This window comes from Staphylococcus sp. FSL W8-0056 (genome assembly GCF_037963075.1).
Lineage (GTDB): Bacteria > Bacillota > Bacilli > Staphylococcales > Staphylococcaceae > Staphylococcus > Staphylococcus aureus.
Map to the genome: position 1 here is coordinate 858,531 of NZ_CP150142.1, position 15,707 is coordinate 874,237.

Consider the following 15,707-nt stretch of genomic DNA (forward strand, 5'->3'; position numbering starts at 1 on the left):
CGATATTTAGAGGTGATAAAATTTGTCAACTATTACAAAGACTAAAATAAAAATCTTTATTAATTATTTTATTGGTATATTAGCCTTGGCGTTTGCTGCTTATATATTATTTAAATAAAGGTTAGAGTGAAACGTGTTTATGAACTAGACGTTCTAGTATAGTTACTACAGCTTTAGTCAGAAGGTATCATTGATAAGATCATATTAAATCAAAGAGGCATTGATATACACTAAAAAGAGGCAAGATTACCTGCCTCTTTTTTAGTTATTAAATATGCGTGTTAATTCTTGGTAATAGTGTTACTGAGACGCATTACGAAGAAATTTATCTTGATTTTCCTTTTTTAAAAAGAAGTGAAGATATCCTATAAAGACTCTAAGTACTATTACAGTGGCTAATAACACTTCGATAAACAAAAGACCTTTCCAAATATCTGGAAACATAAGTACAGGCAAACTGTTCTTTAAAGCAGTTGCTGAGATTACTAAAGGGAATGTGAAAGCTGAAAATACGGGCGAAAAAGGTTCTTTTAGTAATTTAGGCAATTGTATAATGATATAAAAATAAAATATTTGAGCTAATATTAAAAATATAATTACGATAAAAGCATTCGCCTTAGGAAAGGCTATAACATATGCTGCAGCGACTAAAGAAAATGGTGCACAAATTGTCGATGTGTTCGGTTTGATTGACGTCTGCAATGGAAATGCTTTTAATCGCTTGAAAACAATAGGTAAGACAATACAAGTAGCTACAAAGCCATATATTACTGTTAATTGACCTATGAAAAAACATCCGCTAACGGGTGCCGTCAATCCTGCGATAGCAATACCAATAAAAAGTACAGTCCACGAAGGATAAACATTTTCAAGTGAAAAATCTTTTAAATATTTTATTGAAAAAATAATCATATGCGTCATAATTCCCACAAGGCATAAAATCCAAATAGGCGTTATTAAGCTATTGATAAAAGTTATGTTACTAAAAAATGTATTTAAATAAGTAGTACCTAAAAAGCCAGACATGAAAAATGTTGTGAACACTGATGAAACTAGAGGACTGTTTAATTGTTCTTTCACATTATTAAAATATTTGATCATAGTACATAAAAGGTGAATCCAAATCAAGAAAGCAAAGATTCCGCAAACAGCGTTTAAAGTAAGAGATAAGTCTTTTAATAGATTACCCAGGCCTAATAATCCTAAGACTAGTCCTGACGTTACTAGAGGTGCTTTTTGAAGTCTCATGATTTACAACCTTTCTTATGTGATTTTCTTCACTAATTATATCATGATAGCTATGGCCAATTAATAAGAAGAGTGTGTACTATTACGTTATTAGAGTATGTATATTGGATTGATAGACACATAATTGACATTTAAATCTCAAAATTAATGATATTTGAGGTATGCTTTGCAACCTAAATATTGGAATATGTGGAAAAGTAATTATTTAATTTAAATGATGATTGAAGATTTACAAGGGGGTGTACAAAATGAGAAATCAAATTCAAAAACTATTAGACAGTGATTTGAGCAGTTTACATATATCGAAACAAACAGGAGTTCCACAAAGCACAATACACAGAATGAGAAAAAAAGAAAGATCATTAGACAATATGTCATTGAAAAACGCTGAACTACTTTATAAATTTGCCAATAGTATATTTAGCAATGAAAATTAAGAAGAATAATTAGTGAGTTAAATAATTAAAAAACCACGTCTCGATGGACGTGGTTATTTTTTTAAATGTATTTAATTATAGGATTTCGGGCCCCTGAAAAGTCCCTAAAATTTTGAATAGTATCAAAATCTATAGGAATAATATAATAATAAAAATCTCTACGCATGCAAATGGTGAGTGTTAAAAATCTTGGTGTAGTGTTGGTGTAGTTCAGGTGCAGTATAGATGAAATTTGAGCACAAAATTACTTAATTAAAAATGTATAAACAAGTGTCAGACGCGTGTCAATTGTGTGTCAAAAAATTCTATGACGAATAAGCATGCTTGTTTTAATTACTGTATTTTCGGGGCTTATGCGGGGGACGTTTTGGTGACGCATCATACTATATTACTGAAATTCAAAACAAAAAGAGCCCCGTAATCACGGAACTCTTTTGTTTGGTAATGCGTATAAAAATACCTATAAACGTCCTGGGAGGGATTCGAACCCCCGACCGATGGCTTAGAAGGCCATTGCTCTATCCAGCTGAGCTACCAGGACACGTTTAACAACACAAGAATTATTATATCTAAATGAACTTAAATTAGCAATACCTTGTAAATAAAAATGTTTATATTTTTCACTATTATAGAGCTATTTATCTAAAAAGGTTCAATAAGACTTAAATGCGAATTCAGGCAACTTAATTGTGTTAAATACAGTTTTGAATGCCTAACTGTATTTCTTTTCTCTTTAAAATACAGTTAAGTACATTATAAGATGTTGTGCGGATAAACAAACTAATTGCATCAAATTTATTTTAAAATAACAACAACAAAACGTTAAGCGAATAACATTTCGGTGATTTAAAAGCTACGCACGTTTTTGTTATCTTCAAATTTAAATTTTAAGGAGTGTTTTCAATGGAAGGTTTATTTAACGCAATTAAAGATACCGTAACTGCAGCAATTAATAATGATGGCGCAAAATTAGGCACAAGCATTGTGAGCATCGTTGAAAATGGCGTAGGTTTATTAGGTAAATTATTCGGATTCTAATTTCAATATGTTATGTAAGTAATCAGTATTATTTCAAAGGTGAGGGAGAGATTTAAATGACTGGACTAGCAGAAGCAATCGCAAATACTGTGCAAGCTGCACAACAACATGATAGTGTGAAATTAGGCACAAGTATCGTAGACATCGTTGCTAACGGTGTGGGTTTACTAGGTAAATTATTTGGATTCTAATATAATAACTAATATTCTTTAAAATAAACTGGGTGAGCATACTTTAATGTTATGCACTCAGTTTATTTTATTTGCAGAAATTTGAGCCTCTGTTAAGATTTAGATACATAGACAATATAGGAGATGGGGAAATTGGGATATAAAAATATTTTGATAGACTTTGATGATACAATTGTTGATTTTTATGATGCAGAAGAATGGGCGTTTCACTATATGGCGAATGTTTTTAATCATAAAGCAACAAAGGATGATTTTTTAACATTTAAAAAAATCAATCACCAACATTGGGAAGCTTTTCAACAAAATAAATTAACGAAGTCTGAAGTATTATCAGAACGATTTGTGAATTACTTCAAACATCATCAAATGGAAGTTGATGGGCATCGTGCAGATGTGTTATTTAGAAATGGATTAGCAGAAGCTAAAGTTAAATACTTTGATCAAACATTAGAAACAATTGTCGAATTATCGAAAAGACATGATTTATATATTGTTACTAATGGTGTAACCGAAACGCAAAAGAGAAGGTTAAATCAGACGCCGTTGCATAAATATATTAAAAAGATATTTATATCTGAGGAAACAGGATATCAAAAACCTAATCCGGAATTTTTTAATTATGTTTTTAATGATATTGGTGAGGATGAAAGACAGCACTCGATTATAGTTGGAGATTCTTTAACATCTGACATTCTAGGTGGAATCAATGCGGGTATAGCTACTTGCTGGTTTAATTTTAGAGGATTTGATCATAATCCAGGAATTATACCTGATTATGAAATTAATTCATGGAAACAACTAAATGATATTGTACGTTAAGACAAATAATTTGAAAATGATTTACTTATATTAGCTTAAGAAAGTAATTGTAAAAACGACACTACGAAAAGATGCATTTTCATGCTCGTAGTGTCGAATATTATTATCTTATGGTTTCCACAATAAGACATCATGTCCCTCTATATTTTTAGCTTCCACATCTGTAAATCCATGATGTAAAAAGAAATCCTTAGAATCATTTCTGCCAATGGCTTTAATTGGCATATTGAAACTCTTTGCAAAATCAATCAATTCTGAAGCGTACCCTCTGTTTTGATATTTTGGTAATACTTCTAACTTCCATAATAATATATAATCTTCAAAATCTGGGAAGTAGATTTCTTCGACATCACCTTTTTTTAGTAATGCCATTCTAGCTCCTAATTGATCTCCGACAAATATGCCATAAAATGGTGAATCTGAACTTGCATCAATCATTTGACCGTTTAACTCATTGACCATGTATAAGTCTTTGTTGCCAAACGCTCTAAAGTTTTCGAATAATTCGTCAGTTTTGTAATTAATTTCAAGACGTTTGATTTCACTCATATTTATCTACCCCTTATTTGTTTACTACTATTATTATACATTAAACCACTTGTGTTTTTCATTGATTTGAAAATGTAAAACAATGAATATTATAAATTTTCCATGATTAAATTGATTTTCAAGCCGTAAAATTGTCAATCACCGGTATAGACTTTATACTATAGTTTGTAATCGCGTACTTAAGGAGAAAAAACATGGACTGTAAAGTAGTTAGTTTAAATGAAAAAGATCAGTTTATACCAAAAATAAAGAGCAGTGACCCTGTAATAACAGGATTATTTCAATATGATGCAGCTCAACAAACTAGTTTTGAAAAAAGGATGTCTAAAGAAAATAATGGAAGAGAAGCGGCATTAGCGAATGTTATTCGTGAATATATGAGTGATTTAAAGCTTTCAAATGAACAAGAATTAAACATACAACATTTAGCTAATGGTTCAAAAGTTGTGATTGGTGGACAACAAGCAGGGCTTTTCGGGGGACCATTGTATACATTCCATAAAATATTTTCAATCATTACTTTATCTAAGGAATTAACGGATACACATAAGCAACAAGTAGTACCAGTTTTTTGGATTGCAGGAGAAGATCATGATTTCGATGAAGTGAATCATACATTTGTTTATAACGAAAATCATGGGTCGCTGCATAAGGTTAAATATCATACAATGGAGATGCCAGAGACGACAGTCTCTAGATATTATCCTGATAAGGCTGAGTTGAAACAAACTTTAAAAACGATGTTCATTCATATGAAAGAAACTGTTCATACACAAGGTCTACTGGAGATTTGTGACAGAATTATTGACCAATATGACTCGTGGACTGATATGTTTAAAGCACTACTGCATGAAACATTTAAAGCATATGGCGTTCTATTTATAGATGCGCAGTTTGAGCCGTTAAGAAAAATGGAAGCGCCTATGTTTAAAAAGATTTTGAAAAAACATCAGTTGCTTGATGATGCTTTTAGAGCAACACAACAACGTACTCAAAATCAAGGCTTGAATGCGATGATACAAACAGATACAAATGTTCATTTATTCTTACATGATGAAAATATGCGCCAATTAGTTTCGTATGATGGTAAGCATTTTAAATTAAATAAAACAGATAAGACATATATAAAGGAAGAAATTATAAATATTGCGGAAAATCAACCTGAATTATTTTCTAATAATGTAGTGACAAGACCATTAATGGAAGAATGGTTATTTAACACGGTGGCATTTGTTGGAGGACCGAGTGAAATTAAGTACTGGGCTGAACTAAAAGATGTATTTGAACTATTTGATGTTGAAATGCCTATCGTGATGCCAAGGCTTAGAATTACTTATTTAAATGACCGTATAGAAAAATTACTTTCGAAATACAATATTCCATTAGAAAAAGTGTTAGTCGATGGTGTTGAAGGAGAAAGAAGTAAGTTTATTAGAGAACAAGCATCACATCAATTTATTGAAAAGGTAGAAGGTATGATTGAACAACAGCGTCGTCTAAACAAAGACTTATTAGATGAAGTGGCGGGGAATCAAAATAATATTAACCTTGTGAATAAAAATAATGAAATTCATATACAACAGTATGATTATTTGTTAAAACGTTATCTTTTAAACATTGAAAGAGAAAACGACATCAGTATGAAGCAATTTAGAGAAATTCAAGAAACACTCCATCCAATGGGAGGATTACAAGAAAGAATATGGAATCCACTTCAAATTTTGAATGATTTTGGGACAGATGTGTTCAAGCCCTCCACCTATCCACCACTTTCTTACACTTTTGATCATATTATTATAAAACCTTAATATACCAAGGGTTTAGCCCGATTTATCTTAATGATAAATCGGGCATTTTTTTGTTTTTTAAAATAAATTTCACAAATTTTGTATAAATAGTGGTGGATAGTGGGGAGATGTGGTAAATTATATATAAGGTGAGGTGATAAAAAATGTTCATGGGAGAATACGATCATCAATTAGATACAAAAGGACGTATGATTATACCGTCCAAGTTTCGTTATGACTTAAATGAGCGTTTTATTATCACAAGAGGCCTTGATAAATGTTTATTCGGTTACACTCTAGACGAATGGCAACAGATTGAAGAGAAAATGAAAACCTTACCTATGACAAAAAAAGACGCACGTAAGTTTATGCGTATGTTCTTCTCTGGTGCTGTTGAAGTAGAACTTGATAAGCAAGGGCGTATTAACATCCCTCAAAACTTGAGGAAATACGCTAATTTAACTAAAGAATGTACAGTAATCGGTGTTTCAAATCGTATTGAGATTTGGGATAGAGAAACTTGGAATGATTTCTATGAAGAATCTGAAGAAAGTTTCGAAGATATTGCTGAAGATTTAATAGATTTTGATTTTTAAAATGGAGGAATTGAAGTGTTTCATCATATCAGCGTTATGTTAAACGAAACCATTGATTATTTAAATGTAAAAGAAAATGGTGTGTACATTGACTGTACGCTAGGTGGAGCGGGACATGCCCTTTATTTACTAAATCAATTAAATGACGACGGAAGATTAATAGCAATCGATCAAGACCAAACTGCAATTGATAATGCTAAAGAGGTATTAAAGGATCATTTGCATAAGGTGACTTTTGTTCATAGCAACTTCCGTGAATTAACTCAAATATTAAAAGACTTAAACATTGAAAAAGTAGATGGAATTTATTACGACTTGGGTGTTTCAAGCCCACAACTCGACATTCCAGAACGAGGATTCAGTTATCACCATGACGCAACATTAGACATGCGTATGGACCAAACACAAGAACTAACAGCATATGAAATTGTTAACAATTGGTCATATGAAGCGTTAGTGAAGATTTTTTATCGTTATGGCGAGGAGAAATTTTCAAAACAGATAGCTCGAAGAATCGAAGCACATCGTGAACAACAACCAATAACAACAACATTAGAATTAGTTGACATTATAAAAGAAGGTATTCCTGCAAAAGCAAGAAGAAAAGGCGGACATCCTGCAAAACGAGTATTTCAAGCACTACGAATTGCAGTAAACGATGAATTGTCAGCTTTTGAAGATTCAATAGAACAAGCGATTGAATTAGTGAAAGTAGACGGCAGGATTTCGGTAATCACTTTCCATTCTTTAGAAGATCGTTTATGTAAACAGGTGTTCCAAGAATATGAAAAAGGTCCAGAGGTACCAAGAGGATTGCCAGTTATACCAGAAGCATATACACCTAAGTTAAAGCGTGTTAATCGTAAACCGATTACCGCTACAGAAGAAGATTTAGATGACAATAACAGAGCACGAAGCGCGAAATTACGTGTAGCTGAAATACTTAAATAAGGAGCAATTTATAATGGCTGTAGAAAAAGTGTACCAACCATATGACGAACAAGTTTATAATAGTATACCGAAGCAACAACCACAAACTAAGCCCGAAAAGAAGACTGTTTCGAGAAAAGTGGTTGTACAATTAACTAAATTTGAAAAAGTTTTATACATAACTTTGATTACTGTAATTGCTATGTTAAGTATTTATATGCTATCTTTAAAAATGGATGCGTATGATACGCGAGGAAAGATTGCAGATTTAGATTATAAAATAGATAAACAATCAAGTGAAAACAGTGCTTTACAATCTGAAATCAAAAAGAATTCTTCTTATGAACGCATATACGAAAAGGCTAAGAAACAGGGGATGAGCCTTGAGAACGATAATGTAAAGGTAGTGCGTAGTAATGGCGAAGCAAAAAATTAAAATTAAAAAAAATAAAATAGGGGCAGTCCTACTTGTTGGTTTATTCGGACTGCTCTTTTTTATATTGGTTTTAAGAATTTCATATATCATGATTACTGGACATTCTAATGGTCAAGATTTAGTCATGAAGGCAAATGAAAAGTATTTAGTTAAGAATGCACAACAACCAGAACGAGGAAAGATATATGATCGTAATGGTAAAGTGCTAGCAGAAGATGTAGAAAGATATAAACTTGTTGCAGTAATAGATAAAAAGGCGAGTGCCAATTCTAAAAAACCTAGGCATGTAGTTGATAAAAAAGAGACTGCAAAGAAATTATCTACAGTCATTGATATGAAGCCAGAGGAAATTGAAAAGAGACTTAGTCAAAAGAAAGCTTTCCAAATTGAATTTGGACGCAAAGGAACAAATTTAACGTATCAGGACAAATTGAAAATAGAGAAAATGAATTTGCCTGGTATTTCTTTATTGCCTGAAACAGAACGCTTTTATCCAAATGGCAATTTTGCATCACACTTAATTGGTAGAGCTCAGAAAAATCCGGATACTGGTGAACTTAAAGGTGCACTTGGAGTTGAAAAGATTTTTGATAGTTATTTAAGTGGATCTAAAGGATCATTGAGATATATTCATGATATTTGGGGATATATCGCACCAAATACTAAAAAAGAGAAGCAGCCTAAACGTGGTGATGATGTCCATTTAACAATCGATTCAAATATTCAAGTATTTGTTGAAGAAGCTTTAGATGGCATGGTTGAAAGATACCAGCCGAAAGATTTATTTGCGGTTGTCATGGATGCCAAAACTGGAGAAATTTTAGCATACAGTCAGCGACCAACATTTAATCCTGAAACTGGTAAAGACTTTGGTAAAAAGTGGGCAAATGACCTTTATCAAAACACATACGAGCCTGGATCAACATTTAAATCATATGGGTTAGCAGCTGCTATTCAAGAAGGTGCTTTTGATCCTGATAAGAAATATAAATCTGGACATAGAGATATTATGGGTTCACGTATTTCAGACTGGAATAGAGTCGGTTGGGGTGAAATCCCAATGTCACTCGGATTTACTTATTCATCTAATACATTGATGATGCATTTACAAGATTTAGTTGGTGCAGACAAAATGAAATCTTGGTATGAACGATTTGGATTTGGAAAATCAACTAAAGGTATGTTTGATGGAGAAGCACCTGGTCAAATTGGATGGAGTAATGAGTTGCAACAAAAAACGTCATCATTTGGTCAATCGACAACAGTAACACCTGTTCAAATGTTACAGGCGCAATCAGCGTTCTTTAATGATGGTAATATGTTAAAACCATGGTTTGTGAATAGCGTTGAAAATCCTGTTAGTAAAAGACAATTTTATAAAGGTCAAAAACAAATCGCAGGCAAACCAATAACAAAAGATACTGCTGAAAAAGTTGAAAAGCAATTGGATTTAGTTGTGAATAGTAAGAAGAGTCACGCTGCAAACTATCGTATTGATGGTTATGAGGTCGAAGGTAAGACTGGTACAGCACAAGTCGCTGCACCTAATGGTGGTGGATACGTTAAAGGTCCAAACCCATATTTTGTAAGTTTTATGGGTGACGCACCGAAGAAAAATCCTAAAGTTATTGTATACGCTGGTATGAGCTTGGCACAAAAAAATGACCAAGAAGCTTATGAATTAGGTGTTAGTAAAGCGTTTAAACCAATAATGGAAAATACTTTGAAATATTTAAATGTAGGTAAATCAAAAGATGACACATCTAATGCAGAGTATAGTAAAGTGCCAGATGTTGAAGGTCAAGACAAACAAAAAGCTATTGATAATGTGAGTGCAAAATCATTAGAACCAGTTACTATCGGTTCTGGCACACAAATAAAAGCACAATCTATAAAAGCAGGGAATAAAGTCTTACCTCATAGTAAAGTACTGTTATTAACAGACGGAGACTTAACTATGCCTGACATGTCAGGATGGACGAAAGAAGATGTCATTGCTTTTGAAAACCTAACAAATATTAAAGTAAATTTAAAAGGTAGCGGTTTTGTGTCCCACCAATCAATTAGTAAGGGACAAAAACTTACTGAAAAAGATAAAATAGACGTAGAATTTTCATCAGAGAATGTAGACAGCAATTCGACGAATAATTCTGATTCAAATTCAGTTGATAAGAAGAAATCTGACAGTAAAACTGACAAGGATAAGTCGGACTAACAAGAATGGCTACATTAAATAAGGGTGTATTGTCACTATTTGTTTTTACTAAAGTAATGCTGTGATAGAAAAAAACATCTTCATTTAATCTTTATAAATAAGTGTTGATAGAGAATTTTAAGGTAGACGAGGTCAGATTAACTTGTTTGTTATAGGCAAACTTTTTATACTGGCCTCTTATGCCGTAAAAAAGAAAAATTATAAATTTTGATTACAACTTTGTTTATTTAATTGAAAAATTGATAATATATTAGTGGTTAAAAAAGTCTGGATTAAGAAGAGGAGATAGTTATGATTTTTGTATATGCGTTATTAGCGCTAGTGATTACATTTGTTTTGGTACCTGTTTTAATACCTACATTAAAAAGGATGAAATTTGGTCAAAGTATTCGAGAAGAAGGTCCACAAAGCCATATGAAGAAGACTGGTACACCAACGATGGGTGGACTAACATTTCTATTAAGTATTGTGATAACGTCTTTGGTGGCTATTATATTTGTAGATCAAGCTAATCCAATCATACTGTTATTATTTGTGACGATTGGTTTTGGGTTAATTGGTTTTATAGATGATTATATTATTGTTGTTAAAAAGAATAACCAAGGTTTAACAAGTAAACAGAAGTTTTTGGCGCAAATTGGTATTGCGATTATTTTCTTTGTTTTAAGTAATGTGTTTCATTTGGTGAATTTTTCTACGAGCATACATATTCCATTTACGAATGTAGCAATCCCACTATCATTTGCATATGTTATTTTCATTGTTTTTTGGCAAGTAGGTTTTTCTAATGCGGTAAATTTAACAGATGGTTTAGATGGATTAGCAACTGGACTGTCAATTATCGGATTTACAATGTATGCCATCATGAGCTTTGTGTTAGGAGAAACGGCAATTGGTATTTTCTGTATCATTATGTTGTTTGCACTTTTAGGATTTTTACCATATAACATTAACCCTGCTAAAGTGTTTATGGGAGATACAGGTAGCTTAGCTTTAGGTGGTATATTTGCTACGATTTCAATCATGCTTAATCAGGAATTATCATTAATTTTTATAGGTTTAGTATTCGTAATTGAAACATTATCTGTTATGTTACAAGTCGCTAGCTTTAAATTGACTGGAAAGCGTATATTTAAAATGAGTCCGATTCATCATCATTTTGAATTGATAGGATGGAGCGAATGGAAAGTAGTTACAGTATTTTGGGCTGTTGGTCTGATTTCAGGTTTAATCGGTTTATGGATTGGAGTGCATTAAGATGCTTAATTATACAGGGTTAGAAAATAAAAATGTATTAGTCGTCGGTTTGGCAAAAAGTGGTTATGAAGCAGCTAAATTATTAAGTAAATTAGGTGCGAATGTGACTGTCAATGATGGGAAAGACTTATCGCAAGATGCTCATGCAAAAGATTTAGAATCTATGGGTATTTCTGTTGTAAGTGGAAGTCATCCATTAACATTGCTTGATAATAATCCAATAATTGTTAAAAATCCTGGAATACCTTATACAGTATCTATTATTGATGAAGCAGTGAAACGAGGTTTGAAAATTTTAACAGAAGTTGAGTTAAGTTATCTAATCTCTGAAGCACCAATCATAGCTGTAACGGGTACAAATGGTAAAACGACAGTTACTTCTCTAATTGGAGATATGTTTAAAAAAAGTCGCTTAACTGGAAGATTATCCGGCAATATTGGTTATGTTGCATCTAAAGTAGCACAAGAAGTAAAGCCTACAGATTATTTAGTTACAGAGTTGTCGTCATTCCAGTTACTTGGAATTGAAAAGTATAAACCACACATTGCTATAATTACTAACATTTATTCGGCGCATCTAGATTACCATGAAAATTTAGAAAACTATCAAAATGCTAAAAAGCAAATATATAAAAATCAAACGGAAGAAGATTATTTGATTTGTAATTATCATCAAAGACAAGTGATAGAGTCGGAAGAATTAAAAGCTAAGACATTGTATTTCTCAACTCAACAAGAAGTTGATGGTATTTATATTAAAGATGGTTTTATCGTTTATAAAGGTGTTCGTATTATTAACACTGAAGATCTAGTATTGCCTGGTGAACATAATTTAGAAAATATATTAGCAGCTGTGCTTGCTTGTATTTTAGCTGGTGTACCTATTAAAGCAATTATTGATAGTTTAACTACATTTTCAGGAATAGAGCATAGATTGCAATATGTTGGTACTAATAGAACTAATAAATATTATAATGATTCCAAAGCAACAAACACGCTAGCAACACAGTTTGCCTTAAATTCATTTAATCAACCAATCATTTGGTTATGTGGTGGTTTGGATCGAGGGAATGAATTTGACGAACTCATTCCTTATATGGAAAATGTTCGCGCGATGGTTGTATTCGGACAAACGAAAGCTAAGTTTGCTAAACTAGGTAATAGTCAAGGGAAATCGGTCATTGAAGCGAACAATGTCGAAGACGCTGTTGATAAAGTACAAGATATTATAGAACCAAATGATGTTGTATTATTGTCACCTGCTTGTGCGAGTTGGGATCAATATAGTACTTTTGAAGAGCGTGGAGAGAAATTTATTGAAAGATTCCGTGCCCATTTACCATCTTATTAAAGGGTGTGAGTATTGATGGATGATAAAACGAAGAACGATCAACAAGAATCAAATGAAGATAAAGATGAATTAGAATTATTTACGAGGAATACATCTAAGAAAAGACGGCAAAGAAAAAGGTCAAAGGCTACACATTTTTCTAATCAAAATAAAGATGATACATCTCAACAAGCTGATTTTGATGAAGAAATTTACTTGATAAATAAAGACTTCAAAAAAGAAGAAAGCAATGATGAAAATAATGGTTCTGCTTCTAGTCATGCGAATGATAATAATATCGATGATTCTACAGACTCTAATATTGAAAATGAGGATTATAGATATAATCAAGAAATTGACGACCAAAATGAATCGAATGGAATTGCAGTCGGCAACGAACAACCTCAATCAGCTCCTAAAGAACAAAATAGCGACTCGAATGATGAGGAAACAGTAACGAAAAAAGAACGAAAAAGTAAAGTAACACAATTAAAGCCATTAACACTTGAAGAAAAGCGGAAGTTAAGACGTAAGCGACAAAAACGAATCCAATACAGTGTTATTACAATATTAGTATTGTTGATTGCTGTTATATTAATTTACATGTTTTCACCACTTAGTAAAATTGCGCATGTAAATATAAATGGAAATAATCACGTTAGTACTTCAAAGATAAACAAAGTTTTAGGTGTTAAAAATGATTCGAGGATGTATACGTTTAGTAAAAAAAATGCTATTAATGATCTCGAAGAGGATCCATTAATCAAAAGTGTTGAGATACACAAGCAATTACCAAACACATTAAACGTAGATATCACAGAAAATGAAATTATTGCTTTAGTGAAATATAAAGGTAAATATTTACCTTTATTAGAAAATGGTAAATTGCTTAAAGGTTCAAATGATGTCAAAATTAATGATGCACCTGTCATGGATGGTTTCAAAGGTACAAAAGAAGATGATATGATTAAGGCGTTATCTGAAATGACACCTGAAGTTAGACGATATATTGCCGAAGTGACATACGCCCCAAGTAAAAACAAACAAAGCAGAATTGAATTGTTTACGACAGATGGACTTCAAGTAATCGGTGATATTTCGACGATATCTAAGAAAATGAAATATTATCCGCAGATGTCACAATCATTATCAAGGGATAGTTCGGGTAAACTAAAAACAAGAGGCTATATTGATTTATCAGTCGGTGCTTCATTTATCCCATACCGTGGAAACACGTCTAGTCAATCAGAAAGCGATAAAAATGTGACTAAATCATCTCAAGAGGAAAATCAAGCAAAAGAAGAATTACAAAGCGTTTTAAACAAAATTAACAAACAATCAAGTAAGAATAATTAAAAAATTTTGATATTGTCTATGTTTATAGTTCACAAGCCATTCAACGTATTGTAAACTAAGGATAGTGTATTTTTTTAATAGTAATTTGTCAGGAGGTGCCTATCTATGGAAGAACATTACTACGTAAGTATTGATATTGGATCATCAAGCGTAAAAACAATAGTAGGCGAGAAATTTCACAATGGTATAAATGTGATAGGTACAGGACAAACCTACACGAGCGGTATAAAAAATGGTTTAATTGATGATTTTGATATTGCGCGACAAGCAATCAAAGACACAATTAAAAAGGCATCAATCGCTTCGGGTGTTGATATTAAAGAAGTTTTCCTGAAATTACCTATCATTGGAACGGAAGTTTATGATGAATCAAATGAAATCGACTTTTATGAGGATACAGAAATCAACGGTTCACATATCGAAAAAGTATTAGAAGGTATTAGAGAAAAAAATGATGTGCAAGAAACAGAAGTAATTAATGTGTTCCCGATTCGTTTTATAGTCGATAAAGAAAATGAGGTTTCAGACCCTAAAGAATTAATTGCCAGACATTCATTAAAGGTTGAAGCAGGCGTAATTGCTATTCAAAAATCGATTTTAATTAATATGATTAAATGCGTAGAAGCATGTGGTGTTGATGTATTAGATGTTTACTCTGATGCATATAACTATGGTTCAATCCTAACAGCTACTGAAAAAGAGTTAGGTGCATGTGTCATTGATATTGGTGAAGACGTTACGCAAGTTGCTTTTTATGAACGCGGTGAATTAGTAGATGCTGATTCTATCGAAATGGCAGGGCGTGATATTACAGACGATATTGCACAAGGATTAAACACTTCTTATGAAACTGCTGAAAAAGTTAAACACCAATATGGTCATGCATTCTATGATTCTGCTTCAGATCAAGATATCTTCACTGTTGAACAGGTTGATAGTGATGAAACAGTACAGTATACTCAAAAAGATTTGAGTGACTTTATTGAAGCGCGTGTAGAAGAAATATTCTTCGAAGTATTTGATGTTTTACAAGATTTAGGATTAACAAAAGTAAATGGTGGGTTTATTGTAACTGGTGGATCTGCAAACTTACTTGGCGTAAAAGAATTATTATCAGATATGGTAAGTGAAAAAGTTAGAATTCACACGCCATCACAAATGGGAATTAGAAAACCTGAATTTTCTTCAGCAATTTCTACAATTTCTAGTAGTATCGCTTTTGATGAGTTATTAGATTATGTTACAATTAATTATCATGATAATGAAGAAACTGAAGAAGATGTTATTGATGTGAAAGACAAAGATAACGAATCTAAATTAGGCGGATTTGATTGGTTTAAACGTAAAACAAACAAAAAAGATACTCATGAAAATGAAGTAGAGTCAACAGATGAAGAAATTTATCAATCAGAAGATAATCATCAGGAACATAAACAGAATCATGAACATGTTCAAGACAAAGATAAAGATAAAGAAGAAAGTAAATTCAAAAAACTAATGAAATCTCTATTTGAATGA

General features: G+C 32.1%; 15 protein-coding genes and 1 tRNA gene. 13 read left to right on the forward strand and 3 right to left on the reverse strand.

The features are described 5' to 3' along the window. Positions 1–300 precede the first annotated feature (300 nt). Entirely contained in the window at positions 301–1,248 is a 948-nt protein-coding gene (locus tag NSS86_RS04445; protein WP_001239282.1) for a TDT family transporter, read from the reverse strand. Between the two features lie 248 nt (positions 1,249–1,496). Here NSS86_RS04445 and NSS86_RS04450 point away from each other — a divergent pair, with 248 nt between their 5' ends. Next, positions 1,497–1,685: a hypothetical protein gene (locus tag NSS86_RS04450; protein WP_001245796.1), complete on the forward strand. Its 189-nt coding sequence runs from the start codon at positions 1,497–1,499 to the stop codon at positions 1,683–1,685. A 467-nt stretch (positions 1,686–2,152) separates the two neighbouring features. On the opposite strand, the gene NSS86_RS04455 is transcribed toward NSS86_RS04450, so the two are convergent. Next, positions 2,153–2,226 (reverse strand) — tRNA-Arg (locus tag NSS86_RS04455). A gap of 362 nt (positions 2,227–2,588) precedes the next feature. On the opposite strand from NSS86_RS04455, the gene NSS86_RS04460 reads away from it, so the two are divergent. The 3 genes from NSS86_RS04460 to NSS86_RS04470 all read left to right on the forward strand — a co-directional run bounded on the left by NSS86_RS04460 (position 2,589) and on the right by NSS86_RS04470 (position 3,733). Continuing rightward, entirely contained in the window at positions 2,589–2,723 is a 135-nt protein-coding gene (locus tag NSS86_RS04460) for a beta-class phenol-soluble modulin (RefSeq protein WP_000398672.1), read from the forward strand. Positions 2,724–2,779: 56 nt separating this feature from the next. Further along, positions 2,780–2,914, forward strand: coding sequence for a beta-class phenol-soluble modulin (locus tag NSS86_RS04465; RefSeq protein ID WP_000147103.1), 135 nt, complete (start codon positions 2,780–2,782; stop codon positions 2,912–2,914). Between the two features lie 123 nt (positions 2,915–3,037). Then, positions 3,038–3,733, forward strand: coding sequence for a YjjG family noncanonical pyrimidine nucleotidase (locus tag NSS86_RS04470; protein ID WP_001788648.1), 696 nt, complete (start codon positions 3,038–3,040; stop codon positions 3,731–3,733). Between the two features lie 108 nt (positions 3,734–3,841). Here the strand turns inward: NSS86_RS04470 and NSS86_RS04475 are convergent, their stop codons facing one another. After that, positions 3,842–4,282: an N-acetyltransferase gene (locus NSS86_RS04475; protein ID WP_001289711.1), complete on the reverse strand. Its 441-nt coding sequence runs from the start codon at positions 4,280–4,282 to the stop codon at positions 3,842–3,844. 194 nt (positions 4,283–4,476) lie between these two features. Here NSS86_RS04475 and bshC point away from each other — a divergent pair, with 194 nt between their 5' ends. The 9 genes from bshC to ftsA all read left to right on the forward strand — a co-directional run bounded on the left by bshC (position 4,477) and on the right by ftsA (position 15,707). Further along, a complete protein-coding gene (gene bshC / locus NSS86_RS04480) occupies positions 4,477–6,090 on the forward strand; it encodes a bacillithiol biosynthesis cysteine-adding enzyme BshC (protein WP_000340465.1) in 1,614 nt (537 codons plus the stop codon). Positions 6,091–6,233: 143 nt separating this feature from the next. Then, entirely contained in the window at positions 6,234–6,665 is a 432-nt protein-coding gene (mraZ, locus tag NSS86_RS04485) for a division/cell wall cluster transcriptional repressor MraZ (RefSeq protein ID WP_000480800.1), read from the forward strand. A 15-nt stretch (positions 6,666–6,680) separates the two neighbouring features. Next, the gene (rsmH, locus tag NSS86_RS04490; protein ID WP_000468384.1) at positions 6,681–7,616 is read left to right on the forward strand and encodes a 16S rRNA (cytosine(1402)-N(4))-methyltransferase RsmH; all 936 of its coding nucleotides are present in this window, start codon (positions 6,681–6,683) and stop codon (positions 7,614–7,616) included. Positions 7,617–7,629: 13 nt separating this feature from the next. After that, a complete protein-coding gene (gene ftsL / locus NSS86_RS04495; RefSeq protein ID WP_000257598.1) occupies positions 7,630–8,031 on the forward strand; it encodes a cell division protein FtsL in 402 nt (133 codons plus the stop codon). Continuing rightward, a complete protein-coding gene (locus tag NSS86_RS04500; protein WP_001118653.1) occupies positions 8,012–10,246 on the forward strand; it encodes a penicillin-binding protein in 2,235 nt (744 codons plus the stop codon). Before ftsL ends, NSS86_RS04500 begins: the two co-directional genes overlap by 20 nt. Positions 10,247–10,537: 291 nt before the next feature. Beyond that, positions 10,538–11,503 carry a phospho-N-acetylmuramoyl-pentapeptide-transferase gene (gene mraY / locus NSS86_RS04505; RefSeq protein WP_000578458.1) on the forward strand — a complete coding sequence of 322 codons (966 nt, stop codon included), beginning with the start codon at positions 10,538–10,540 and terminating at the stop codon, positions 11,501–11,503. 1 nt (position 11,504) lies between these two features. Continuing rightward, positions 11,505–12,854, forward strand: a complete 1,350-nt coding sequence (gene murD / locus NSS86_RS04510; RefSeq protein WP_000935991.1) for a UDP-N-acetylmuramoyl-L-alanine--D-glutamate ligase — start codon at positions 11,505–11,507, stop codon at positions 12,852–12,854. Between the two features lie 15 nt (positions 12,855–12,869). Beyond that, positions 12,870–14,189, forward strand: coding sequence for a cell division protein FtsQ/DivIB (locus NSS86_RS04515; protein WP_000342182.1), 1,320 nt, complete (start codon positions 12,870–12,872; stop codon positions 14,187–14,189). A 105-nt stretch (positions 14,190–14,294) separates the two neighbouring features. Beyond that, positions 14,295–15,707 (forward strand): cell division protein FtsA, encoded by a 1,413-nt coding sequence (gene ftsA / locus NSS86_RS04520; protein WP_000391031.1) that lies wholly within the window; start codon positions 14,295–14,297, stop codon positions 15,705–15,707.

Coding starts and splice junctions, on each gene's coding strand:
- ftsA (WP_000391031.1), top strand. CDS start 14,295: ATGGAAGAACATTACTACGTAAGTATTGATATTGGATCATCAAGCGTA.
- ftsL (WP_000257598.1), top strand. CDS start 7,630: ATGGCTGTAGAAAAAGTGTACCAACCATATGACGAACAAGTTTATAAT.
- NSS86_RS04450 (WP_001245796.1), top strand. CDS start 1,497: ATGAGAAATCAAATTCAAAAACTATTAGACAGTGATTTGAGCAGTTTA.
- murD (WP_000935991.1), top strand. CDS start 11,505: ATGCTTAATTATACAGGGTTAGAAAATAAAAATGTATTAGTCGTCGGT.
- NSS86_RS04460 (WP_000398672.1), top strand. CDS start 2,589: ATGGAAGGTTTATTTAACGCAATTAAAGATACCGTAACTGCAGCAATT.
- NSS86_RS04500 (WP_001118653.1), top strand. CDS start 8,012: ATGGCGAAGCAAAAAATTAAAATTAAAAAAAATAAAATAGGGGCAGTC.
- NSS86_RS04470 (WP_001788648.1), top strand. CDS start 3,038: ATGGGGAAATTGGGATATAAAAATATTTTGATAGACTTTGATGATACA.
- NSS86_RS04515 (WP_000342182.1), top strand. CDS start 12,870: ATGGATGATAAAACGAAGAACGATCAACAAGAATCAAATGAAGATAAA.
- mraY (WP_000578458.1), top strand. CDS start 10,538: ATGATTTTTGTATATGCGTTATTAGCGCTAGTGATTACATTTGTTTTG.
- bshC (WP_000340465.1), top strand. CDS start 4,477: ATGGACTGTAAAGTAGTTAGTTTAAATGAAAAAGATCAGTTTATACCA.
- mraZ (WP_000480800.1), top strand. CDS start 6,234: ATGTTCATGGGAGAATACGATCATCAATTAGATACAAAAGGACGTATG.
- NSS86_RS04475 (WP_001289711.1), bottom strand. CDS start 4,282: ATGAGTGAAATCAAACGTCTTGAAATTAATTACAAAACTGACGAATTA.
- NSS86_RS04465 (WP_000147103.1), top strand. CDS start 2,780: ATGACTGGACTAGCAGAAGCAATCGCAAATACTGTGCAAGCTGCACAA.
- NSS86_RS04445 (WP_001239282.1), bottom strand. CDS start 1,248: ATGAGACTTCAAAAAGCACCTCTAGTAACGTCAGGACTAGTCTTAGGA.